The following is a 22,713-nucleotide window of genomic DNA, read 5'->3' as shown; positions in this document are numbered from 1 at the left end:
GGCTGCATTAGGGCGCATAGCTGTCCCCGCCATGAATGTTGCGGTTCCGCGTAGGTGGCGTTTCTTGCAGCGCTGTCATCATCACGTCGATGAAGCGCGGGTCCCAATCCGCGGCCTTCCACAGCACCGGATAGAGCAGGGCGGCGAAACCCAGCACCGCGATGTGCTGGACCCAGACGAACAAGAGCACCGAACCGAAGAGCCAGACCATCGCATACATGATGGGCAGGCCCAGAAGCTTGGGCGGGCGCACGAGGCCGAGAAAGAGGGGCGAGCGCTCAGCCACCGGCAAAGACCGCGGCAACGATGGTGGGGGCGGCGGCGACGCCAGCGATGCCGACCAGTACCCATAGCGCCTGGCGCAGATCGATGATGTTGAAGAACCAGCTCAAGAAAACGCCGAGAACGGCTAGCGTCGCGATGACAACGCCAAGTGGGCCGGTCAGCGCATCGACGATGCCCTGTAACAGGCTCTGGATCGGGGAGAGATCAATGCTCTGTGCAAGGGCGGGTTCGGCAATCAGCAGGAATAGCGCCAGCGAGGCGACAAAGAGGTTTGAAATCTGTCTCATGAATTTGATCCTTCCAATCGGTTCACGACGGCCATGACGCGGGCCACGTGGTTCTGGGTTTCTCGGTAAGGGGGAATGCCACCGTGTTGGCGCACGGCGCCGGGACCGGCGTTGTAGGCAGCCAGCGCCAGATGCGGATCGCCGAAGCGCTCCAGCATCATCGCGAGGTACCGGGCGGAACCGTCGAGGTTTTGCAGCGGGTCACGCGGGTCAACGCCGAGGTCGCGCGCGGTTGCGGGCATCAATTGACCGAGGCCGATGGCGCCCGCGCTCGAGATTGCATCCTGCCGGTAGGCGCTCTCCACTTCGATATGGGCCCGGTAGAGAGCCAGCCAATCCGTGACGGACAATCCTGCGCGGCGCAAACCGGGATGGCCGGCATAACGCAGGGCCGTTGCCTCGATGCCCGAGAGAACGTCTGCGCGGGGCAAGGGTGCGGGACGAGAGAGTGCTGCAAACCTCAGCGCTTCAGGCTCGGAAGCTGCTTCAGTCTCACCAAGAATGGCCAAACCATCGGACGCCGATCCCTGACCAACGCCGTCATTGTAGTTCCGGGCAAAACTGCTCTGAGACCGGGATGGGGTCAGAGAGCCGTCGCTCTCCATGACCAGGACCATTTGCGCTGAGGCAGGTGCTGCGACCAGCCAGAGACAGACGAGGTTAGCTGCCAGCGCCCTTGTCTGATGGCGCTTTGTCTGGCGGGGCGAGTTTATGCGTACGGCTTGTCCCCGCCTCAAGCGGCAGGTCGACATGTGCAAAGCCAAGGCCAATAAAGAAAGACACCACGCCGGAGATCGTCTTGAACTCGCGGATCTTGATATCGTTGTAGGTCGTCCGCGTGCGGGCGGTGACGAGGAGCTTTTCCACGCCATCATCAGAGACAACGCGCATAATCCAGACCCCGTAATAGCTGGGGCCTTTCTTATGTGCCGACTCCTGGCACAGGATTTCTGCGCTATAGCCGCTTTCCACGAGTTCGCGGAACCTGGCTTCCGTAACCACATTTGGTGCTTCGATGTCCCAGTTCATGGCCCGGCTCACGCTTTCTCCAATGGCGCGACCCCAGGCATTCCCACTTGAAGCCCAGAGTTACGATAGTATACTATCAACCGCAAGATGTAATATCGTGCTTTAGCTGTAGTTTGGTCACGCAAACACTAGTCACGGCCAGTGTCTGCGATCAAGGAGATAACAGGTTTGAGAAACCCAAGGTTGACAGGCCTGCTCCCATTGCAAGCTATGGTCCTTCTGATCTGCGTTCCCGGACCAGTTTTGGCGGAATCCTGCTTCGCCCCGGCCCGTCCCTTCCTGCCAAGCGATTCGCAGGCAGCGCGGGACTATGCAGACATCATCCGTGGCGATTTCGAAGATTACATTCAGGATATCCAGAGCTACTTCCGTTGCCTCGACAGCGAACGCGCCCGCGCCTTCGAGGAAGCGCGCGAAGTCAGCGAGGACTATGGCCGATTTCTGCAATTGGCAGGGGATTGATGGGCAACCTCGGGAGCATCAGACTTGCAGCCCATGGAAACCAGACGCCGATAACACCCTCATATATCTACTTTTTAGATAACAGATTTCATCCGCTAGCGACGTCACAAAAGGTATGTGACGCGTGGCAAAGACAATCAGAAGCACAGGACAGGTGGCACTCTGCCAAGCATTGGTCGACGCCCGCATCAAGGCGGGCCTCGGTCAGGAGGACTTGGCGGTCAAGCTCAAGTGCCATCAATCACTTGTGGCGCGCATTGAAAGCGGCCAGCGCCGGGTCGACGTCGTCGAGCTGGTCGTCCTTGCGCGCGCCATTGGCTTTGACCCCTTCAAGGTTCTGGCGATCGTTGAAGCCGCCACGGAGCCCGACCACCGGATTTGATCCATTTCATCTTTCGAGAACACGGGAGCTGACTTCTCCCGGTGTGAATTCGTTACCGCGAGGACGAACAGTAACCGATTTTAACGAGGCCCGGCACACGGTTGCAGCAAACGCTTTGGATCTGAGCTGCTATCCGCAACGCCAAATTGCAGGAAGTCAGTAAACAGTGAACGAAAATGAGGTCGAAGGCGTCGCGATCGCCAATTTGATTGCAACCGATGAAGAAACCATTGTCGGCTGGGTATATCGCTGGAACACAGGTGCTCTGGCAATCCGGTGGGACATCCATGGCCCGCAGCGTGTCTCAAAGATTTACCCGGAGCTCTGCGATGCGGATAAAGCCGAAATTGACTTCGCGTCTCTCATGCAGCTGCCCTGTCGCAACGACTGACATGGTAGAATATGGCCTTTATGGCCCTCGATTGTGTGAGTGTGCCTGCGTTGCAGGTTTGATTTCGTACAAGGCCCTGCGCGACTTCGCTGCGGCTCAATAGTCAGTAATTGACCTGCTCAAAACCGTAATTCCCGCTATAGTCACGCCACTCAACGAAGACGGATCTGTGATAAATGCTCGGGCAGTGCTCGCCCCATCGCTCGAGACCGGCATGCGCATCAGGAAGCGCTGCGGGTGACGACACCCTCCAAGAAAAATCGCCCTGGATCCCGTAGGTGCCGAGGACAACGGCGGCGCTGCGGTTGCAGTCGCCATCTCGCCCGGATTCGTGCTGGCGGGCATAACGAACGTCAAAGACGCGGATGGAACGCACGAAGTTGAATTCCGGCCCGCTGATATCGATGTCGGCGCGGTCTTTTACGAGCTGGAGGGCGTAATCAGCCCTTACGAGGTTGTCCCAAGCCGCGTTGGAGCCTTTGCGCCCAAGCATCCCGCCTGCCCTGGCTGCCTGATCGAAGAGCGGGGTTGAAGAGTTTGGAGGGGTTCCTGAATCACCATATAGGGCATCGAAGATCCGGTCCGCGGGCCGCGATCTAGCAGGTCCATCGTAAGACGCACCCATCGGGCAGCGCCAAATCTGAAGCGGCGGCTCCACCGGCCATGGAGTTATGCGCCGGATGAACTCGGCCCGTGCGCGGGCGCAGGGCACGGAAGCTGGCCATCCACCGGACAAACACAGCAGGATGGCACAATCGATCTGATAGGTTTGGGCGCGTGCTTGTGTCGGAACTGTTGGGCCGGTCAAGGCGAGAGCTAAAAAGGCCGCCAGAGGGAGGTTTTTGAATTCGAAACGCATGGCAAGGACCCTTGACAATCTTCACCCAGCATACCTACGAAAATATACTATTGCAACAATGATGATGCGTGTTGCGGTTGCGGCGGTCAGCAAGATCGCGAGGTGACCGAGCCGCCCGTCGTCATCCGCCACGTTCCGCGCTGCGCCAATCCCACGGCATGTCAAAGCGTCCGAGCCATCTCGATCGTCAAATGAGTCTCGAATTGCCCTTAAATCGGTTCTACCTAAATCTGTTTGGCGAATAGGACGCATTCGGGCTCTCAGCAGTTCTGCAACGGCTCAGAAGCAGACGGAACCTTGAAGGCTTCGAACCTCGTGAGTTCGAGGACCAGGCCAGGCTGGCTTGAAGCAGGCCGTGCACCCGTTTCAGGTCGCTGTCGCTTAGCTTGCACTCGCAATCGACGTCGATCACACCTTCATGACCTCTCACAAGCTCAGTGAAAACGGTTCTCCTCCTCTTCAGGCTTGCCGTGACCGTAGAGGTCGGCGTTTTCGTGTGCGCGGTCTTCGTGTTCGAACTCCAGGCTGGAATGGGCGATGTTGAAGTCCTCCTTCAGCCGGTCCTTGATCGCTGCCTTGATCTTTTCGATTTTACCCCAGCCGCCCGCTGTCAGCACCACGTGGCAGTCCAGCGCCGCCTTGTGCTCCTCCATCTGCCACAGATGCACGTGGTGAACGTCCGCTACACCATCGACGCTCCGCAGCGCCTCAACGACGGCTGCATTGTCGATGTCGGGTGGGCTGCCGAGCATCAGGGTTCTGATCGGACCGCCAATCTCAGTGAAAGCCAGATAGAGGATGTAAAGGGCAATGCCGATGGTGATTGCGGGATCGACCCATCGCATGTCGTAGAGGATGATCAGGGACCCTCCAATGATGACTGCCACAGAGGCCAAAGCGTCCGACAGGTTGTGCAGGAAAAGCGCACGGATGTTCACACTGCCTTTCTGCATCGAATAGGTGAGCAGCGCCGTCAACGTGTCGACGACGAGTGCCACACCGCCCAGGATCACCACCGTCCAACCAGCGACCTCGGGCGGGTCGATCATCCGCATGCCACCCTCATAGATCAGGTAGAAACCGATCAGGATCAGGGTCGTGTAGTTGATGAGTGCCGCGACGATTTCAATCCGACCATAGCCGAATGTCATGCGTTCATCGGCGGGTCGTCTGGCGATTTTGCGCGCAACGAACGCGATCACCAGTGACGCCATGTCCGAAAAATTGTGTAGGGCATCTGCGATCAGCGCCAGGCTGCCGGAAAGGATGCCGCCAACGATCTGCGCGACGGTCAGAAGCCCGTTGGCCCAGATTGCGATGGAGACCCTACGATCACCTGATTCAGGATCAATGTGGGTATGGCCATGATCATGCGGCACGGTTGTTCTCCTCATGGCTGTGGTTCGGTCGACTGAGACCAGGGACCTTTGGCAACATTCCACGACGGATGCGGCGAACCCGGGCATTCATCCAGTGACGGATGACGTGGCGATAGAGAAAGTCACGCGCAAATCCGAAGTTCTGACTATATTTCAAATAAAAGTCATCGGGCGCATCAAAGGTTCCAAAATCACGAACGATACCGGTTTTCTGAATATAAGTGCTGCCGCCGTTCCAACTGACTGGTGGCGCACTCAGGCAATCCGTTCCAGCGCCGTAGCCGCAAAGGCTTTCTGTTTCGCTGAATTCCTTCTGAAGCGACTGCAGGAAGGGGGCGTCCAGAATGAAGCCTTCGAGATTGATCCAGCCCTCTTCTGTTTCGACTTCGACCCACGAGTGCAGAATTTCGGACGGTGCGAGGGGGTAGACCAATTCGGGCACCACGCCACGCTGCAGGGCCTTGTGGATGGTGAAGCCGTGCAGTCGGCAGCGGATGCCTACGCTGCGCAGCAGTGCCATGAGAAGCGTCCCTTTCGTGTTGCACTGCCCGTAGCCGTCGGTCAGCACCGCAGAGGCGGGAATGTCGTCGACGCGGTTGTAGCCGAACGCAATCACGTTCCGGACAAAGTCATAAACCGCGCCAATCCGGTCGACACGGGCAAGGTCATGCCAGCCACGATCTCGTACCAGGTTCGAGATTGAGGGCGAGTCAAAATCCAGCAGTCTTGTTGCGGTTAAATAGGAATCGGTGGGTGCCACAGGGTCTCTCCTCGAATCGTTCACGAGGAGTCTTAATCTCTACAGTGACTAGAGAGACAAGCCTTTTCTCAAATGTTACTTTCGATCACAGCTCTATCCGATAGTGCCAAGGGCCGGGAAGGTTTCGAGCAGCCAGAAGGCAAGGCGGCTGATCTGACCTGTCATCACGCCGATACCCATCAGCACCATCAGTCCGCCCGATATACGATAGAGCCATCGACCAGCCGCACCGATCCGCTTTAGCCTGCCTGCAATCTCGTTGGTGAAGAGCGCTATGATTAGAAACGGCAGTCCAAGCCCTGCGGAGTAGATTGCCAGCAAGGCCATCCCGTCCGCTCCAGATGTCGCGCTTACTGCCAGGATCGACCCAAGCACAGGGCCTATGCAGGGCGTCCAGCCAAAGGCAAAGGCAAGACCCAAAAGGTAGGCTCCAACGGCGCTGCCGCCGTCAACTTTTACGTCGGGCCTCGTGTCACGCATCATTGCGGGGATCTTGATCGCGCCCATCATGACAAGTCCGAACAAGACGATCAAGAAGCCACCCGCAAGCCCGAGTTCGTATTTCCAGCGCAAGAGCATCCCGCCCAAAAGACTTGCCCCGGCCCCGAGCGCCACGAAGACTGTCGAAAACCCGAGCACGAACCACAAACTCAGGACCACGCTGCGCGCCCGTTCGGCAATGCTGCGCGCCGCCCCGGATTTCGCGGCGGGCTGTCCCGCGATGTAAGAGACGTAGCCAGGTGCAAGAGGCAAGACGCAAGGCGACAGAAAGGATATAGCGCCACCCAGAAAAGCCGCGACGATTCCAACACCTGAGATTTCGAACATTCAATTCCTGCCTTGCTTTAGCCTGTGAAACGCGCACCGTTGTAAAAGCTAAAGCTACTGTAGGAGCAATGCCGTTTTATTACGCTCCGCGGGGTGCCGCGAGGATGATGGCAGCACCCAACAAGCATACAGTGGTGCCGAGCAGATCCCACCTGTCCGGCCGGTGCCCTTCGGCGAGCCACATCCAGAGAATGGACGCGGCAATATAGATCCCACCATAGGCGGCAAAGGCGCGTCCCGCAGCCACAGTGTCGACCTGAGCCAGAAGCCAGCCGAACGCCACCAGCGCCGCCACACCGGGGACAAGCCAAAGTGGGGACGCGCCAAGACGCCACCATGCCCAGATGGCAAAGCATCCGGCGATCTCAGCCAAGGCCGCGAGCGGATAGACGAGCACTGCGGTCATCTCAGGCGCCGATCTCGTCGTGGTCCGTCAGGCACTCGGAATGGTCGCGCAACACCTCCAGCACACGGCAATCGGCCGTGTGCCCGCCGCTGCATTCGTGCACCATCCTCTGCAATTCTGTCCGAAGGGCTTCAAGTCGGGCCATACGTTGCTCAACCTGCTTGAGTTGTCGGCGAGCGATGGCATCGGCCTCCGCGCACGACTTGTCTGGATGATCGCTCAGATCAAGAAGCTCACGGATTGCGTCCAGCGAGAACCCGAGTTGCCGCGCATGCCGGACGAAAGACAAGCGGTCAAGCTCACTATCTCCATAGCGCCGCTGACCGCCAGCCGATCGCCCGGGCTCGGGCAGGAGTCCGATCTGCTCGTAATAGCGGATCGTCTGCACCTTCGTCCCGGTCCTTTTTGCCAAAGTGCCGATTGTGAGCATATCACCTCTCCAAACTATCTACAGCCCGTGTAGCTTTAAGCGTTTTTTTGCACAAGTTCCGCTCGGCATCTCACAGGTCAGTGAACATCGCTCTTTCATCCAGAATAGGTCTTGAACCTACAGTAGCTAGAGGGTGTAAACGCGCCTAAAATATAGAATCAAATTCGGGCGGAGCGGCGTGCGGCTATCAGGTCTTCAGAAAGTACTACGGGTTTTGGCGGGTGTGGCGGCGCTCGTTTTCATCTGGTCGTTGTTGTGGTGCGACTATTTTGTCGCCCAGCATCGGGTCTCGACGGGCGCACTATCGTAAGTATCGTGAACAGACAAAAAAGGACTAACCTTGAAACGGCGCTAGCCTGAGAGCGCGACACCATGGAGAGCGGGTCCAGCTTGCGTTCGACGCGGAAAAACGACTGTTTTGTAGGAAGCCCAGACGAGCATCGCTGTCGCCTAGTTGGTCGGAGTCTTGGCTCTGCCCACTGTTTGAGGGGTCGACGCCGTCACAAAGGCGTTCGGGACTAGCACGTTGCTGTAACTTCCCGAGACTGAGCGCGAAGAAAAAGAGGTCAGAATATGCGTACAACCTTGGCAGGGTATCAGGGATTGCTTATCAGTCTCGCACTCTTTCTTGTTTTTGTGGCAAGCCCTGTTCGCGCCTTGGAATCCAATGCGTATCGTTCCGAAGTTCTGACGGCACGTTTGATCGTCGCGGAAGCAGGAATCGCCCCAGGATCGCAGTTCCTTTCGGCGGGTTTGAAGATTGAACTGGAGGAAGGATGGAAAGCGTACTGGCGGTCGCCAGGCGAGGTTGGCCTGCCGCCAGAGATCGATTGGGAGGGGTCCACAAACCTTGAATCCGTCGACATGCTTTGGCCCGCACCCACGCGTTTCCGCGCCTTCGGAATTGAAAATTTCGGCTATGCCAAACAAGTAATATTTCCATTGCAGTTGCGGCTTGCGAACTCTGATAGAGCGGCCGAGCTGAAGGGACTCGTCGATCTGCTGATCTGCTCCAATGTGTGCATTCCGGAAAGGTTTGAATTGACACTCCCTGTGCCATTGGGAACGGGCGTCGATGCGAAAGCCGCGACCGATATCGCGACATGGGCCGCTCGCGTACCTGTTGCAGGGCCAGAAAGTGCAATAGCGGTCTCGGGCGCATCGCTGAAGCAGGATCAGGCATTGGTTGTTCAAATGACGCGGCCTTCTGGCTGGAACAATCCCGATCTTTTTCCAGAGTTTGGTGCAGGCTCTGCATTCGGCGCACCCGACATCCGCCTTACAAGTGATCGCACCGGTCTCTGGGCAAGTATCCCGATTCTCGCGTTAAGCGAGGAACAAACCTCCCTTCGAATTACGGTCGTAGACGAGGGTGTCGCGGTTACATTCGATGATGTGAACACTACCGACGTTGTACCTGCGCCACCTTACGCATCCGAGACCAGCCAAGATAGGGGTCAGTTTTTCCCGATTCTCTTGCTGTCCTTCCTGGGAGGGTTGATACTGAACGCAATGCCATGCGTCTTGCCAGTTCTATCGATTAAGTTCGGGTCGGCGCTCCGAATGAAGAATCGCTCCCTTTCACAATTGCGCGCGGGATTTCTCGCTACGGCTGTGGGAACTGTTGCTTTTATGTGGGTGCTGGCCTTGGCGGTCATAGCGCTGCAGACGCTCGGATATGCCGTTGGATGGGGTGTGCAGTTTCAGAATGCATATTTCCTAATTGCACTCATTCTCGTTGTCGGACTCTTTGCGGCAAATTTGTTTGGAGTTTTTGAAATTTCTTTGCCCAGCAGCTGGATGGTTAGGCTATCTGGCCGCTTTGGGCGGGGGTATGCCGAAGACTTCTCCACCGGCGCTCTGGCTGCGATACTTGCAACGCCTTGTTCAGCCCCGTTGCTGGGGACAGCCATTGCCTTCGCCCTTTCTGGCACGACAGGCGATATACTTGCGGTTTTCACAGCGATGGGGATTGGGCTTGCACTGCCATATATTCTGGTTGCCGCTTGGCCTGGTTTCCTGTCTCGACTGCCCAAACCGGGACCCTGGATGATAAGCGTGAAGATCGTTCTCGGATTGCTGCTTGCCGGAACCGTTGCATGGCTATGCTGGGTCTTGATTGGTGTGACGTCGCCAACTCTCACAGGCCTGGTGCTGCTGGGTCTTGGGCTCATCGTACTGGCGGCGAGAGCCTATCAGGTTCAGCCTCGTAACGGTTTGCTGTGGGGAATGACTGCGGTTTTGGGCATGACGTTGGCGGCCCCTGCACTGCTGCCAAAAAGCTCCGATGATGTAACAGCCTCGATCACTTCTTACTGGGTCGAGTTCGACCGGTCCCGGATCGCGCGTGAAGTGTCGCAGGGCAAAACTGTCTTCGTGGACGTTACTGCGGATTGGTGCATCACTTGTAAAGCAAACAAAACCCTGGTCCTGGATCGTGAACCAGTTTTGGGAGCACTTGGCGAGGAAGGCGTGATTGCGATGCGCGCGGATTGGACGCGACCGGACGCGAAAATCCAATCCTATCTCGAGGCGCACGGCAGATACGCAATTCCGCTCAACATCGTCTACGGTCCAGATGCTCCTGAAGGTATCATTTTATCTGAACTACTATCTGCGGATGCCGTTCTCGAAGCACTGTCGGCTGCCAATCTCAGCGCTGTCCGAAAACGATGACATAGTGCCGTTGCATTGCTCAAGGGAGGCAGAACCTACAGTGGTTTAGTTTCAGGTGAAAGGAAAGCTGTTATGTATCTGAGACCACGCGGCCCCAATTTATTTGTTGATCCGATCCAATCGGGCCGTGGCGGCGGCACGCATAGGGTCGGTTTCCGGAAGGCTTTCGGCCAAGGTGCGCGCATTGTCGGCGGCGTTCTGGGCAGCATCAAAGTCACCCAATACACTGTACGCCTCCGCAAGCCGAAGCCATCCTTCAAGATTGTCTTGGTCATCCAACAATCGCGCCGCCAAGCGGTCAACCATGGAGCGGACGAAAGCGCTGCGTTCCTCGACCGACATGTCCTGAGCGGCCTCGATATCGGCCGCACCGGGGCTACGCGCGTCCCGAGAGTCCGGAAAGAAATCAGCTAGGGTGACAGGGCTCTCTCCAACCTGTTCCCCCAATCGGTTGGCGACAGACAGGAAAAGTTCCATCCACGGATAGGCGCGATCCGCTCTCTTGAGGCGCTCGATCAAAAGCGTCCTCGCTTCATCTGGAACCCCGTCCTGTTCGAGGATCCGGGCTCTATAGAAAATTGGGCCTGGATCATCGGGGGCCATCTCCGATGCGCGTTCGATCACGCTTTCCGCTTGCGGCGTCACGATCCCGTTCTCGGCTGCGATCAAGGCCTCGGCATATAGCAATAGGGTTGAGATATCTGCATTGTCGCGGACAGTGACGCGTTCGAATGCATCGGCGGCATCATCGTAACGAGCCATACGCATATAGGTCTGACCGAGCAGAACCCAACCATCACTTGGTCCACCAGACTCGTCTGCTTCAAGCCGGGTTTTTAGTCTCTGGGTCAACTCTGAGAGGTTTGCGGCTTCCTGGGTTTCAGATGCGCGAGACGCCAGAGGCTGGCTTTCGATCTGTGGCGAGCCGATTTGAGAATACAGAGCGAAGGCTACCAATGGCGTGGCAATGGCGGACGCGAAGATGGTGCTTCGCCCACTTGCGCGCGACGATTCACGTGTCGCAAGCCGACCGGCAGCCAGAATGCGGCGTTTGATTTCAACCCTGGCCGCGTCGGCCTCGGTAACGGATATCAGATTCCGCTCTTGATCAGTATCAATTTCGGAAAGCTGATCCTTGAGGATAACCAACGCTCCATCCTTTCTGTTCAGGACTTCACCCGTTCGATAGAGACCGGACAAGAACAGAAGGACAGTGATGGATGCCATCGCGCCTAACACCAACCAAATCATGGGTCTCTCCGTCCTTCATTTTCATGAAAAATGGCTTCGAACTCACGCTCTTCATCGGGGCTCAGTGGATCAGCAGTGCCATCAAGAACGGCCCTGCTTCGGTACCTGATTGTGACAAAGACAACGCCAATCCCAACGGCAAAAAGAACCGCTGGTCCGAACCACAACAGATACGTGGCGGGTTTCAGTCGCGGCCTGAACAGGACGAAGTCACCATATCGATCTACGAAAAACGCAATGATCTCGTCATTTGTTTCACCTGCAATCAGACGTTCGCGCAGCAAGGTGCGCATCGTTCGGGCAACACCCGCATTTGAGCTATCGATATCCTGATTCTGGCAGACAACGCAGCGTAGCTGCTTTGAGAGCTCCCGGGCGCGCGACTCAAGCACCGGATCATCCAGCAACTCATCTGGCTCCACAGCCCATGCCGCGGTTGTTGCGGAAAGCATCAGCACCAGTGAATAGAGCCAACTCTTCATGATTGACCACCTGCTGCGGCCAACGCAGCACGAATTTCATCCTGTGCCTCTGGCGTCACAATGGGACCAACGTAGCGATAGACTACGATACCGTTCGCATCGATCACAAACGTCTCAGGCACCCCCGAAATACCCCATTCGATACCGACCCGGCCCTCGCTGTCTGATCCGATCCTCTCATAGGGGTTGCCAAGCTCCTCCAGCCAGTTTGCGGCATCTGCTGGTTTGTCCATGTAGTTAATCCCCATCAGCCGAACACCGTCCTGTTCAACAAGCCTGGTTAGCACCGCATGCTCAGCACGACAGGGCACGCACCATGAAGCGAATACATTGACCAAAACCGGCTCGCCAATGCTACGAAGGGCTGCGGCCGACAGTCCGGGGGTCTGCGTGCTCTCTACCGGTGGAAGCTCAAAATCCGGAACTGGTTCGGAGACCAAAGCGGAAGGAATTGCGTTAGGATCTCGGTCTGGGTTGAGCCCCCAGAACAAAAATCCACCCAAGACCACTGCGACCAGCGCTGGCATCGCGAGAAGGATTTTCTTCATCATATCATTCCGCCGGTTGAAGCGCTGACGACCGGCTTTTTGGCGACGGCGCACCCACCCGCAATCTGCGGTCCGATAGCGAAAGGGACCCGCCAAGCACCAGCATCGTCGCTCCGATCCATATCCAATTAACCAGTGGTTCGTAGAGAATGCGCAAATTCCACTGGCCCGACGCCTTTTCGGTCGCAGGCTCACTGATGGTGACGTAGAGATCACCTCTGAGCGTTGATCGGATTGCAGATTCGGTTGTGGACGTCCCCGCAACTGGATAGTTTCTGCGCTCCGGACGAAGAAGCGTAATCTCCCGTCCATCTTTCAAGACGCGAAGCTGGCCTTGTTGTGCGATGTAGTTTGGACCACGCAACCGTTCGACACCGTCGAATATTACCTCAAAACCGGCGATTTCCACGGTCGTCCCCGGTTCTGCGAAAAGAACACGTTCTTCCTTCCAGGCTGTGGAACCTACAAACCCAAGCACAAGCATTGCAACGCCAAGATGCGCGAGCGTCATACCGTGCGCAGCGCGCGGCAAGTTCCGCGCGCGACGCAGCGACTGTGAAAGGGGTAAATCAAAGAGCTTGATGCGCAACGCCCATTCGCGCAACGTTGCAACAAAAACCCAGGCTGCAATCCCTATTGAGACCACTGCAAGCAGGGGCCCGTCTGTCTGAAGGTACCAAACGATCCCCGCAACACCAATCGCGATACCAAAAACCAAACGCAGCCGCTGCCAGATACCGGGAAGATCGGCCCGTTTCCAAGACAGGAATGGGCCAATTCCCATGATGATGACTAGCGGCAGCATGAAAGGGATAAACGTCGCGTTGAAATACGGTGGTCCTACAGAGATCTTTTCATCAGTCACCGCTTCCACAAACAACGGATAGAGTGTTCCAAAAAGGACGGTCGCCGTTGCGGTCGCGAGCAGAAGGTTGTTGAGCAAAAGCCCCGCCTCGCGGCTAATCGGCCGAAATACGCCACCCGATCCAAGCTGAGGCGCGCGCCATGCGTAAAGTGTCAGTGAGCCGACAATGGTTACGCCAAGAAGGCCGAGAATGTACACGCCGCGCGCCGGGTCGACCGCGAACGCGTGAACGGATGTCAAAATGCCGGATCGGACGATAAATGTCCCCAGAAGTGACAGTGAAAAGGTCAGGATGGCCAAAAGAATGGTCCAGCTTTTGAACGTGTCCCGCTTTTCCGTGACGATAGCGGAGTGCAGGAGTGCCGTACCCAGCAGCCATGGCATGAAGGATGCGTTTTCCACCGGGTCCCAAAACCACCAGCCGCCCCAGCCAAGTTCGTAATAGGCCCACCAAGAGCCGAGTGCGATCCCCGCAGTGAGGCTGATCCAGGCCGTCAGAGTCCAAGGCCGCACCCAACGCGCCCATGCGGGATCCACCCGACCCTCTATCAGAGCCGCGACCGCGAAGGAGAAGACGATCGAGAAGCCGACATACCCAAAATACAAGAGCGGGGGATGCATCGCCAACCCGATGTCCTGCAGCAGAGGATTAAGGTCTGTGCCATCCAGAGGCGGCGGAAACACCCGCTCGAACGGATTGGATGTAAAGAGCATGAAGCTCAGGAAACCGACGCTGATCCAGGCTTGAACGGATAGAGTTCGCGCTTTGAGACCAACCGGAATGTTTCTGCCCAGCAGCGCGACCCCAGCCCCGAAAAGTACGAGAATAAAGGTCCAGAGAACTAGAGACCCTTCGTGGCTGCCCCAAGTGCCGGCAACCTTGAAGATCATCGGCTTCAGAGAGTGGGAATTTTCAACCACGTTTCGAACCGTGAAATCACTGACAACAAAGGAGCGCATGAGCGCGCCAAACGCAATTGCAACTAACGTCACCTGAAGCACCGCTGTTGTCTTTGCACTTTCCATCCAAAGCACGCGTCCCGTGCTTGCTCCGACAATTGGCAAGATGCTTTGAACAATCGCGACGGCAAGCGCGAGGGTAAGGGCGAATTGTCCGATCTCAGGTGTCATTTTGCGTCCTCCTGAGTAGCGCTTCTGCATCCGAGCCGGACAAGGTTTCCGCATCGGGATAGTTCAGCATGTTCATCGTCCATTCTAGTGAGATCATATCGCGACATTCTCCACTTTCCGCCTGTGTTCGCTTCTGTGAATCGCAACCGAGTTGGGGTTGGGCGGAAAACCGAATGGGATGAAGTTCTTTGCGCGTGCATGCCGTGAGCAGGATCCGACAGTTGATTCGCGTCCTTTGTAGTTCCTGTAGTCGCTGTAGGTTCAAGCGTTATTTTAGACTGATACCTTAAAAAATGACCCATGCTTGCAGTGCATCTGCGTAGCAGCTTTGTATCTGCAGGCCCGGTTTCCGCAGGCGTCGGATTTAGCGGAAATTGCCGTTGCCTTCCCTTGATGGCCACCTGCAGGGTCAGACGAAGCAGCGAAACATTGAGTGACGGCAGGTTTTGAAGCGCTGAATAGAGAGCATTAGCTTCACAGGTGCGTGACGTGCTGCCGCAGGGCAAGAATCACGCTTGAACCTACAGTAGCTAGAGGGTGTAAACGCGCTTAAAATATAGAATCAAATTCGGGCGGAGCGGCGTGAAGCTTTCAGGTCTTCAAAAAGTGCTATGGGTATTGGCGGGCGTCGCGGCGCTCGTTTTCATCTGGCTGTTACTGTGGGCGGACTACCGCGCCGATATTTCCCAAGCCGAGACCGAACCACCTTTCCTTGCGCAGTTCGAACTGACGGACCATATGGGCATGATCCGCACCGAAGAGGACTTTGCGGGTCGCTGGATGCTTGTGTTCTTCGGGTTCGCCAATTGCCCAGATGTCTGCCCGACGACGCTTGCAGAGGTGGCGGCGGTCATGGATGGACTTGGCGAGGATGCCGCAAAAGTGCAGCCGATCTTCATCTCGATTGATCCCGAACGCGATACGCCAATGGCTCTTGCCGACTTTGTGCCGCGCTTTGATGCAGGCATCATCGGTCTGACCGGAACATCCGATCAGATCGCTGAGACCGCTGAAACCTTTCCGATCTACTTCGAACGGATCGAAGAGGCCAGCGCGCCGGATGGCTATACAATGGGGCACACATCGCACCTGTTCCTTTTTGATCCGCAGGCGGGCTTCGCCGATTCCTGGCCCTACGGCACACCCGCCGAAGAGATCCTTGCGGATCTGAGAGAGAGGATCTGATCGCCATGACCCGACTTTCCGGAGAAACGGCCCTTGTTCTTGCTTGGATCATTGCGCTTATCTCATCGCTTGCCGTGCTCTTTATTGGCGAGGTTCTTGGTCAAACGCCTTGCGTCCTTTGCTGGTTCCAGCGCGCCTTCATGTTCCCCCTGGCTGTCGTTCTTGGGCTCGGGCTGTGGTGGCAAGATCCTCGCGTGGGGCGCTATGGCGTTGCGCTGGCGCTTGGGGGGGCGGCGGTGGCGTTGTATCACATCGGCCTCTATGTCGGGCTGATCCCCGAGGCGATCCAGCCCTGCAAGGCGACCGGCCCCTCTTGTACCGACGACAACCAGGTGGTCTTCGGCATTCCGATTCCGCTGATGGCGCTTGTCGCCTTCACGATGATCGGGGTGCTGTCGGCCATTTCACTGAAGGAAAAACAAACATGAATCGACGCGGTCTCGTTCTATCCGTTCTGGCTGTTGGTGCCGCAGGTTTTGGCGGCGCGGCCTGGTATGCCACCCGCCCCCAACCCATTGCAGAGGCAGTCCCTGTCGCGCCTGAAGTGAACGATGTGCTGATCCGGCCCTATTCCCCGATCCTCGGCCCCGAAACGGCACCTGTCACGATTGTCGAGTTTTTCGATCCAGCTTGCGAGGCCTGCCGCGCCTTCTATCCCGTGGTCAAGGATATCATGACTGAGCACGGTGATGCGGTCCGTGTCGTCATTCGATACACTGCCTTTCACGGGGACGCTTCGGTGGAAGCGATCCGTGTTCTCGAAGCTGCGCGGATGCAGCATGTGTTCGAACCCGTGCTGGAAGCGGTCCTGCGCGAGCAGCCGCGATGGGCGTCCCATGGCACTCCGGCACCGGGTTTGATCCTTGAGATTGCCGCAAGCGGTGGTCTGGATGTCGAAGCTGCTCGGACACAGATGCTGGCCCCCGGTGTCGTGGCCGTGCTCAATCAGGACCGCGCTGATGTCGAAGCGGTTGGCGTTCGACAAACGCCCACGTTCTTCGTCAACGCCAAGCCATTGGACCCGTTTGGTGAGGCAGAACTGCGGCGACTGGTGGCGGCGGAAGTTGCGGCCAGCCAAAGTTGATGCTCGGCCAGATACAGGAGAATTCTTCATGACAAAACTATCTTACATCAACGGTTTGACCCTTGTCTTACTGCTCTCGGGCATGTCGACTCCGGCATTTGCCGGTTCGGAGGATGTGGTCGTCGAAAACGCGTGGTCCCGTGCTTCAATCGGGGTCAACCGCCCTGGTGCCGCCTATATGACTGTGCGCAACACCGGTGAAGACACGGTCACGCTGACCGGGCTTACAACACCACTGGCCGTGATGCCCCAGATCCATGAGACGAAAACCAACGCCGACGGCGTCAGTTCTATGGCGCCTGCTGACGAAATCACGATTGAACCGGGCCAAAGCGTAGCATTGGAACCGGGCGGACTGCACGCCATGCTCATGAAGCTGCAAAACCCGATGATCGAAGGCGAGACCTTCCCACTGACACTGACGTTCTCGGACGGTGGTGAAGTGACTGTTGAGGTCCCAATTCTGGGGATCGCCGCGCGCGGGCCGGAGAGCTGATGCAGCGTCGGCATGTGGTCCAATACGGTGCAGCCGGTGTAGGCGCTGTCGCTCTGATGCTCGGGGTCGGCTGGTGGCGGGTAGACGGTCCCGGCGCACCAAAACCGGCCGGCCAAAGGCCTCTCCCCCTGTCGGCGATGGATTTCCGACTGACCGATCACGAAGGCAATGAAGTGGGCCCAGAAGCCCTGATTGGACGCCCGACCATGGTGTTTTTCGGGTTCACCTACTGCCCGGATGTCTGCCCCACGACGTTATCGGATATCTCAGGTTGGCTTGAAGATCTCGGGGACGACGCCGCGCGGATGAACGTGGTCTTCATCACAGTCGATCCAGAGCGGGACACGGCCGAGGCCATGGCCGAATATGTCGGCTATTTTCATCCGGCCATTCGCGGCTGGACGGGACCGGAAGACCAGATTTCCCGCGCTGTAGAAGCATTTCGTGCCTCGTATGAGCGCGTTCCGACCGAAGGCGGCGACTATACAATGAACCATACGGCAAGCGTATTCCTGTTCGATGCCAAGGGTGAACTCGTCACCATGATTGACTATCACGAGCCAAGAGAATTCGCAGTGCCGAAGATCCGGCGTGCACTGACAGAAGACGTAGAGGGGGCAACATGAATATTAGAATTGTTTTGGCGAGCGCTGTGGTCGCAGGCGCTTTTTCGGTGACCGCCATCGCCATATCTGGCGTTCTTTCCAAAGAGCCAGTGCCTCCTGCGATTGCTGAAGCCACCCTCTGGACTCCCGATCCGCTCTCGATGCCTCAGATCGCCGACTACGATGTGACAACGCCCGCTGCATTTCACGCCGACAATGCTAGCCCAATGCGACCTCTGCCGCTCTTGCAATCCGTCTTCGCAGAAACCGCCTTGCCCGAGATTGAACCGCCTTTGATAACCTGGTCGCGTGAGATCGCGTCGGGCGAGACGCTGGATGCGGTCCTGGCGAACGCGGGTATCGCTGCGCCTGCGCGTGCCGAAATCGCGCTCGCGCTTGGTGCAGAATATGACCTGCGCCGATTGCGCCCGGGCCATGAGATCACTGTGATCTCAAAGGTGGACGGAAATCCGAGCCGCGTGGAACTGGCAGTTGACGATGGGGTGCGGATCGAAACGGTCTTTGGTCAGGAACTTGTCACACGCGTGTTGGAGCCAGACCCTGAAATGGTGACGTTCGCGGGCGAGGCAGTGATCGAAAGCTCTGTCTTCGCGGCATTGGACAAGGCGGGCATCCCTGCTCGCTTTGCGGTCGACATGGCGCAGATGCTGGGCGGCACAGTGGATTTTCGACGCGAACTTTCCGGTGGCGAGACGATGCGTCTTCTTTGGCGCGAAGCGCGCGACGGAAACGAGAGGATCGGTCAGCCCGAACTTGCCTTTGCCGCACTGAATCTTGGTGAAACGGTCTACGAGATCGTCTGGCCGGATGACGGCAGCGGCAAAGCGACGATCTATGTTGATGGAGAGGTCCTGCGTGTCTTTGCCCAACCGGTGGAAGGAGCGCGGCTGAGTTCCGTCTTTGGCCGTCGCACACACCCAGTCTATGGGAATGTGCGCATGCACACCGGCGTCGACTTTGCTGCAGCAAGCGGTACGCCGGTGAAAGCGACGGCGCCCGGACGCGTGAGCTTCATCGGACGTCGCGGTGGATATGGCCGGGTGGTGGAGATAGCGCATGGATCCGACACCCTGACACGATACGCACATCTCAGCGAGGTGCCGGACACACTCGAACAAGGGCAGCGCGTGATGGCCGGAGACATGATCGGTCGCGTCGGTGCGACCGGCACCGCGACCGGCCCCAATCTGCATTATGAGGTTCTTGTCGATGGTCGCCCGACGGATCCTCTCTCAGACGACCGACTGGCAGAGGCGGCCGAGCGGGATGCGGATGACACGGCTGCACTTGAGCGATTGGCTGAGGCACGCACGCTACTGGCCGAGAGGCTCACCAGCGAATTTATGCAAACAACAACCGAAAGGCTTTAATCCATGAAACGACTGGCTCTCGCCCTTGCAGTCACGCTGGCCTTGTTCCCCGCGGCGCAAGCTGTCGCCGATGCGATCCAGATTGATGTCCGGAAGACAAACGGCTGCGGCTGTTGTCTGTCCTGGATGAAGCACCTCGAGGAAAGCGGATTCGCGCCGACAGGCGAGGACATGTTCGGGGGATCTCTTGTGCGCTTCAAACTCGACAATGGCGTGCCTCAGCGCATGGTCTCCTGCCATACGGCTTTGGTCGACGGCTACGTGATCGAAGGACATGTACCGGCATCAGACATTCAGCGTTTGTTGGATGAGCGTCCAGATGCAGTGGGGTTGGCGGTGCCCGGAATGCCCTATGGATCGCCGGGCATGGGACCGGAAGACGATCGTGAGGCTTATGAGGTCTTCCTGATCCGCGGCGATGGATCGACCGAGATCTTTAGCAGTTATTCGGCCGCTGACTGACGTATCGGCGAGACCTCAGCGCTTGGAACCCTTCTCCCCAATTACCCTTGGCTTTCTTGGAAGCCTGGCCGCCGGATCGCTGACCGCGGTCGGGGCGATCCCCGTTCTTTTCGGGCGCATCCCATCCCGGGCTACACGCGATCTGCTACTTGGCTTCGCAGCGGGTGTCATGCTCGCGGCCTCGTTTTTCTCGCTGATCATCCCGGCTCTCGATGCAGCCGAAGGACAGTTCGACAACGGTGCTCTCCCGGCGGCCATCGTTTGTGTTGCGATCCTGCTTGGCATGGGCGCGGTCGCTCTGATGAACGAATGGCTGCCGCATGAGCATTTCAAGACGGGGCGGGAAGGCCCAGACGCTGCTTCGCTGCGCCGCGTCTGGCTCTTCATCATTGCGATCACGATCCACAATTTCCCCGAAGGACTCGCCGTTGGTGTCGGGTTTGGGGCTGACGGTCTGTCTGGTGGCTTGCCGCTTGCGATTGGCATCGGGCTGCAAAACGCTCCCGAGGGTCTCGCCGTAGCGGTCTCATTGCTTGGTGAGGGTTATTCCAGGCGCCGTGCGTGGGGGATTGCCGCCCTGACAGGTCTTGTCGAGCCGGTAGGCGGGCTTCTTGGGGCTGGGATCATCAGCATCTCGCAGCCGCTGTTGCCATGGGGGCTCGCCTTCGCCGCCGGGGCGATGCTCTACGTCATCAGCCACGAAATCATTCCCGAAACCCACCGTTCAGGCCATCAAAACAGGGCGACACTCGGTCTCGCAGCCGGCCTCGTGATCATGTTGTTCCTCGATGTATGGCTGGGAGGATGAGATGAAACTGACCCATTTCCAAGGTTTCATTGCGGCTGGAACTGCTTTTCTTGTCGATCAGGTGACAAAAGCAATTGTCGTCGCCAATGCGGCAGATTTGAGCGCCGGAATTCCGGTCTTTCCCGGTTTCAATCTCATCTACCTGCGCAACGATGGCGTGACATTCGGATTACTTGGTGGCGCGCCATGGTGGAGCCTTACGGCGTTGGCCCTCGCTGTCTGCGGCTGGTTGACCGTCATGTTGGTGCGCACTGCCAACCCGGTTGAGGCTATCGCCTATGGTGCGATTATCGGTGGCGCGCTCGGCAACGTCCTCGACCGCATCCGGTTTCGGAGTGTGACGGACTTCCTCGATTTCTATGTCGGATCCACGCATTGGCCCGCCTTCAACATGGCGGATGTTTTCGTGGTCAGTGGCGTGGGCCTACTGCTCATAGCCCCTTGGTTGAGCGCCAAGTTGAAAACAGGCACATGATGGCGGGCTTGCGACCACTGACGGGTCGTGGCCGTTACATTCCCCTGCGATCAGGGATTAGCTTTGCAGCGGGCGGTTTAACGGTTTTAACCCTTCCACCATTCTCATGGCTCATCGTTGTTCCAGTCGCCTTCTCAGCACTCTTTCTCGTCCTCCGGCAGGTTTCGACAGCGCCTGCCTTCTTCATCGGCTGGGTCTTCGGAATGGGCCAGTTCGGGTTTGGAGTTTCCTGGATCGCCGAGAGCTTTTACGTCGATTCCGAACGTTTCGGTGCCCTTGCGATCCCGGCAGTCGCGGGACTGTCCGCCGGACTGGCCATTTTCCCGGCGATTGCGGCGATGTTATTTGCCACCATCATGCAGCGCCGTGCTGTCGGCGACACTACGGCAGGTCTTCTGCTTGCAACCTGCTGGGTTGCCGCAGAATGGCTGCGTGGTCATGTCCTGACAGGGTTTCCCTGGAACCTTGCCGCTTATGCCCTTGTCGAACACGCCGCTCTGCGCCAACCCGCCGCCTGGGTAGGAAGCTATGGGCTGAGCTTTCTCACGGTCTTTATAGGGCTGTTGCCCGGTGTGTTGATTGTGGCGGCACCAAACAGACGCGTGCCTGTTCTCGTGCTCTTCGCCGTTGTGGTGATGGGCCTCTGGGGTGGCGGCGCGCTGCGTTTAGGGACGAATGTGCCTCCGACGGACAGCGCTTTGCGCATCGTCCAAGGCAATGTGCCGCAAGTCGAGAAGTGGGCACCGGGCAGCCGCGAGCGAACGCTGGAGAAATATTTGGGCTTGTCGGCGCAACCTGGACGCTTCGACCTGTTGCTGTGGCCGGAAACGGCCTTTCCCGGTTTTCTGGACGAGGACGCCTTGGCGCGTAGGCGGCTATCCACGGTTCTGCCAGACGGCAGGATCCTTTTGACAGGCGTGCCTGACCGCGTAGAGGGCGATGGGGGAACCCGATATTTCAACACGGTTCAAGCCTATGACGGCAGCGGCGAAATTCTGACGGGATATGCAAAACATCATCTTGTTCCGTTCGGGGAATATGTGCCCCTGAGAGGCTGGCTGCCGATCGAGCGGCTGACCGAAGGTTTGGGTGATTTCACGCCAGGACCAGGGCCACGCACGCTGGCGATCCCGGGTGCGCCTCTGGTCGCGGTGGCGATCTGTTACGAAATCATTTTTCCGGGCCAGGTAGTCGATGACCTTTTTCGCCCCGACTGGATTTTCAACGCCACAAATGATGCCTGGTTCGGGACCAGCATCGGACCCGAGCAGCACCTCGCCTCCGCGCGCATGCGCGCGGTCGAAGAAGGGCTTCCTGTAGTCCGGGCGGCCAACACCGGGATTTCCGCGATCATCGACGCCAAGGGAGAGATCATCGCGCGCCTCGAGACCGGACAAACTGGAGTCATAGATGCCAGCCTGCCGACAGCGCTTGCGCCCACACCTTACGCACGTTTCGGTGATTGGACATCGCTGGCGCTCATCTGTGCGGTCTGGGCTCTAGCCTTTACCGTCGGATTGGTCAGACGACGTTTCAATTCAGAAAAATCAAAATCGGAGGAATCGTGATGCTGGTGCTCGCAGGCTTTGTCGGAGGGGCGCTCTGGGGTGGCTATCTGGCGCAACGGCGGAAAGGGAACCGCCTGGATATACTTCAATACGCGACAAGCTTCGGTATTGCTTTCGGCCTGCTCGCTTTTTTCGCCTCGGTGATCCTCTTGCGCATCACGTCTTGAGATTACTTTGGCACCGGCAAC

At 57.8% G+C, this 22,713-nt stretch carries 29 protein-coding genes; 15 read left to right on the top strand and 14 right to left on the bottom strand.

What is annotated here, in order from left to right; all coding sequences use genetic code 11:
* Nucleotides 1-7: 7 nt before the first annotated feature.
* The 4 genes from ROSMUC_RS16980 to ROSMUC_RS16965 are packed head-to-tail and all read right to left on the bottom strand — an operon-like array spanning nt 8 to nt 1,601.
* Entirely contained in the window at nt 8-286 is a 279-nt protein-coding gene (locus tag ROSMUC_RS16980) for a VirB3 family type IV secretion system protein (RefSeq protein WP_037275523.1), read from the bottom strand.
* Nucleotides 279-572 (bottom strand): TrbC/VirB2 family protein, encoded by a 294-nt coding sequence (locus tag ROSMUC_RS16975; RefSeq protein WP_012187323.1) that lies wholly within the window; start codon nt 570-572, stop codon nt 279-281. The genes ROSMUC_RS16980 and ROSMUC_RS16975 overlap by 8 nt, the downstream gene beginning before the upstream one ends.
* Nucleotides 569-1,189 (bottom strand): lytic transglycosylase domain-containing protein, encoded by a 621-nt coding sequence (locus tag ROSMUC_RS16970; RefSeq protein ID WP_037275522.1) that lies wholly within the window; start codon nt 1,187-1,189, stop codon nt 569-571. Before ROSMUC_RS16970 ends, ROSMUC_RS16975 begins: the two co-directional genes overlap by 4 nt.
* A 43-nt stretch (nt 1,190-1,232) precedes the next feature.
* The gene (locus ROSMUC_RS16965; protein ID WP_009807505.1) at nt 1,233-1,601 is read right to left on the bottom strand and encodes a hypothetical protein; all 369 of its coding nucleotides are present in this window, start codon (nt 1,599-1,601) and stop codon (nt 1,233-1,235) included.
* A gap of 210 nt (nt 1,602-1,811) precedes the next feature.
* Here ROSMUC_RS16965 and ROSMUC_RS16960 point away from each other — a divergent pair, with 210 nt between their 5' ends.
* The 3 genes from ROSMUC_RS16960 to ROSMUC_RS16950 all read left to right on the top strand — a co-directional run bounded on the left by ROSMUC_RS16960 (nt 1,812) and on the right by ROSMUC_RS16950 (nt 2,836).
* Nucleotides 1,812-2,063, top strand: a complete 252-nt coding sequence (locus ROSMUC_RS16960; protein ID WP_037275520.1) for a hypothetical protein — start codon at nt 1,812-1,814, stop codon at nt 2,061-2,063.
* A 124-nt stretch (nt 2,064-2,187) separates the two neighbouring features.
* Nucleotides 2,188-2,445, top strand: coding sequence for a helix-turn-helix domain-containing protein (locus tag ROSMUC_RS16955; RefSeq protein ID WP_037275519.1), 258 nt, complete (start codon nt 2,188-2,190; stop codon nt 2,443-2,445).
* A gap of 166 nt (nt 2,446-2,611) precedes the next feature.
* Nucleotides 2,612-2,836, top strand: coding sequence for a hypothetical protein (locus ROSMUC_RS16950; RefSeq protein ID WP_008282968.1), 225 nt, complete (start codon nt 2,612-2,614; stop codon nt 2,834-2,836).
* 103 nt (nt 2,837-2,939) lie between these two features.
* Here the strand turns inward: ROSMUC_RS16950 and ROSMUC_RS16945 are convergent, their stop codons facing one another.
* The 6 genes from ROSMUC_RS16945 to ROSMUC_RS16920 all read right to left on the bottom strand — a co-directional run bounded on the left by ROSMUC_RS16945 (nt 2,940) and on the right by ROSMUC_RS16920 (nt 7,498).
* Nucleotides 2,940-3,695, bottom strand: a complete 756-nt coding sequence (locus ROSMUC_RS16945; protein ID WP_085976983.1) for a hypothetical protein — start codon at nt 3,693-3,695, stop codon at nt 2,940-2,942.
* Nucleotides 3,696-4,129: 434 nt separating this feature from the next.
* A complete protein-coding gene (locus tag ROSMUC_RS16940) occupies nt 4,130-5,074 on the bottom strand; it encodes a cation diffusion facilitator family transporter (protein WP_008282971.1) in 945 nt (314 codons plus the stop codon).
* Nucleotides 5,064-5,834, bottom strand: a complete 771-nt coding sequence (locus ROSMUC_RS16935; RefSeq protein ID WP_008282972.1) for a transglutaminase-like domain-containing protein — start codon at nt 5,832-5,834, stop codon at nt 5,064-5,066. The genes ROSMUC_RS16940 and ROSMUC_RS16935 overlap by 11 nt, the downstream gene beginning before the upstream one ends.
* Nucleotides 5,835-5,927: 93 nt before the next feature.
* Nucleotides 5,928-6,662, bottom strand: a complete 735-nt coding sequence (locus tag ROSMUC_RS16930; protein ID WP_008282973.1) for a cytochrome c biogenesis CcdA family protein — start codon at nt 6,660-6,662, stop codon at nt 5,928-5,930.
* A gap of 79 nt (nt 6,663-6,741) precedes the next feature.
* On the bottom strand, nt 6,742-7,068 hold the full coding sequence (locus ROSMUC_RS16925) for a YnfA family protein (RefSeq protein WP_008282974.1): 327 nt from the start codon (nt 7,066-7,068) through the stop codon (nt 6,742-6,744).
* A 1-nt stretch (nt 7,069) separates the two neighbouring features.
* Nucleotides 7,070-7,498, bottom strand: coding sequence for a MerR family transcriptional regulator (locus ROSMUC_RS16920; protein WP_008282975.1), 429 nt, complete (start codon nt 7,496-7,498; stop codon nt 7,070-7,072).
* A gap of 573 nt (nt 7,499-8,071) precedes the next feature.
* Between ROSMUC_RS16920 and ROSMUC_RS16910 the strand changes: the two genes are divergently transcribed.
* Nucleotides 8,072-10,174, top strand: a complete 2,103-nt coding sequence (locus tag ROSMUC_RS16910) for a protein-disulfide reductase DsbD family protein (RefSeq protein WP_008282976.1) — start codon at nt 8,072-8,074, stop codon at nt 10,172-10,174.
* A 99-nt stretch (nt 10,175-10,273) separates the two neighbouring features.
* On the opposite strand, the gene ccmI is transcribed toward ROSMUC_RS16910, so the two are convergent.
* The 4 genes from ccmI to ROSMUC_RS16890 are packed head-to-tail and all read right to left on the bottom strand — an operon-like array spanning nt 10,274 to nt 14,451.
* Nucleotides 10,274-11,425 (bottom strand): c-type cytochrome biogenesis protein CcmI, encoded by a 1,152-nt coding sequence (ccmI, locus tag ROSMUC_RS16905; RefSeq protein ID WP_008282977.1) that lies wholly within the window; start codon nt 11,423-11,425, stop codon nt 10,274-10,276.
* Nucleotides 11,422-11,907, bottom strand: coding sequence for a cytochrome c-type biogenesis protein (locus tag ROSMUC_RS16900; protein ID WP_008282978.1), 486 nt, complete (start codon nt 11,905-11,907; stop codon nt 11,422-11,424). The genes ccmI and ROSMUC_RS16900 overlap by 4 nt, the downstream gene beginning before the upstream one ends.
* The gene (locus tag ROSMUC_RS16895) at nt 11,904-12,458 is read right to left on the bottom strand and encodes a DsbE family thiol:disulfide interchange protein (RefSeq protein WP_273183981.1); all 555 of its coding nucleotides are present in this window, start codon (nt 12,456-12,458) and stop codon (nt 11,904-11,906) included. Before ROSMUC_RS16895 ends, ROSMUC_RS16900 begins: the two co-directional genes overlap by 4 nt.
* Before the next feature lies 1 nt (nt 12,459).
* Complete coding sequence (locus tag ROSMUC_RS16890; protein ID WP_008282980.1) at nt 12,460-14,451, bottom strand: heme lyase CcmF/NrfE family subunit; 1,992 nt, start codon at nt 14,449-14,451, stop codon at nt 12,460-12,462.
* Nucleotides 14,452-15,069: 618 nt separating this feature from the next.
* Between ROSMUC_RS16890 and ROSMUC_RS16885 the strand changes: the two genes are divergently transcribed.
* The 11 genes from ROSMUC_RS16885 to ROSMUC_RS21100 are packed head-to-tail and all read left to right on the top strand — an operon-like array spanning nt 15,070 to nt 22,692.
* Nucleotides 15,070-15,636 carry an SCO family protein gene (locus ROSMUC_RS16885; RefSeq protein ID WP_008282981.1) on the top strand — a complete coding sequence of 189 codons (567 nt, stop codon included), beginning with the start codon at nt 15,070-15,072 and terminating at the stop codon, nt 15,634-15,636.
* 5 nt (nt 15,637-15,641) lie between these two features.
* Entirely contained in the window at nt 15,642-16,064 is a 423-nt protein-coding gene (locus tag ROSMUC_RS16880) for a disulfide bond formation protein B (RefSeq protein WP_037239850.1), read from the top strand.
* A complete protein-coding gene (locus tag ROSMUC_RS16875) occupies nt 16,061-16,720 on the top strand; it encodes a DsbA family protein (protein ID WP_008282983.1) in 660 nt (219 codons plus the stop codon). Before ROSMUC_RS16880 ends, ROSMUC_RS16875 begins: the two co-directional genes overlap by 4 nt.
* A 28-nt stretch (nt 16,721-16,748) precedes the next feature.
* The gene (locus ROSMUC_RS16870; protein ID WP_008282825.1) at nt 16,749-17,216 is read left to right on the top strand and encodes a copper chaperone PCu(A)C; all 468 of its coding nucleotides are present in this window, start codon (nt 16,749-16,751) and stop codon (nt 17,214-17,216) included.
* The gene (locus ROSMUC_RS16865; RefSeq protein ID WP_037275514.1) at nt 17,216-17,842 is read left to right on the top strand and encodes an SCO family protein; all 627 of its coding nucleotides are present in this window, start codon (nt 17,216-17,218) and stop codon (nt 17,840-17,842) included. Before ROSMUC_RS16870 ends, ROSMUC_RS16865 begins: the two co-directional genes overlap by 1 nt.
* Nucleotides 17,839-19,212, top strand: coding sequence for a M23 family metallopeptidase (locus ROSMUC_RS16860; RefSeq protein ID WP_008282827.1), 1,374 nt, complete (start codon nt 17,839-17,841; stop codon nt 19,210-19,212). The genes ROSMUC_RS16865 and ROSMUC_RS16860 overlap by 4 nt, the downstream gene beginning before the upstream one ends.
* Nucleotides 19,213-19,215: 3 nt before the next feature.
* Complete coding sequence (locus ROSMUC_RS16855; protein ID WP_008282828.1) at nt 19,216-19,674, top strand: DUF411 domain-containing protein; 459 nt, start codon at nt 19,216-19,218, stop codon at nt 19,672-19,674.
* Between the two features lie 22 nt (nt 19,675-19,696).
* The gene (locus tag ROSMUC_RS16850; protein ID WP_008282829.1) at nt 19,697-20,482 is read left to right on the top strand and encodes a ZIP family metal transporter; all 786 of its coding nucleotides are present in this window, start codon (nt 19,697-19,699) and stop codon (nt 20,480-20,482) included.
* Nucleotides 20,463-20,957, top strand: a complete 495-nt coding sequence (gene lspA, locus ROSMUC_RS16845; RefSeq protein ID WP_008282830.1) for a signal peptidase II — start codon at nt 20,463-20,465, stop codon at nt 20,955-20,957. The genes ROSMUC_RS16850 and lspA overlap by 20 nt, the downstream gene beginning before the upstream one ends.
* Nucleotides 20,954-22,525 (top strand): apolipoprotein N-acyltransferase, encoded by a 1,572-nt coding sequence (lnt, locus tag ROSMUC_RS16840; RefSeq protein ID WP_050775788.1) that lies wholly within the window; start codon nt 20,954-20,956, stop codon nt 22,523-22,525. The genes lspA and lnt overlap by 4 nt, the downstream gene beginning before the upstream one ends.
* Nucleotides 22,525-22,692 (top strand): hypothetical protein, encoded by a 168-nt coding sequence (locus ROSMUC_RS21100; protein ID WP_008282832.1) that lies wholly within the window; start codon nt 22,525-22,527, stop codon nt 22,690-22,692. The genes lnt and ROSMUC_RS21100 overlap by 1 nt, the downstream gene beginning before the upstream one ends.
* Nucleotides 22,693-22,713: the final 21 nt, after the last annotated feature.

Source organism: Roseovarius mucosus DSM 17069 (assembly GCF_000768555.3).
In the GTDB taxonomy this organism is placed as follows: domain Bacteria; phylum Pseudomonadota; class Alphaproteobacteria; order Rhodobacterales; family Rhodobacteraceae; genus Roseovarius; species Roseovarius mucosus.
The sequence above is the reverse complement of the archived record's forward strand: the minus strand, read 5'-3'. Positions and strand labels throughout refer to the sequence as shown.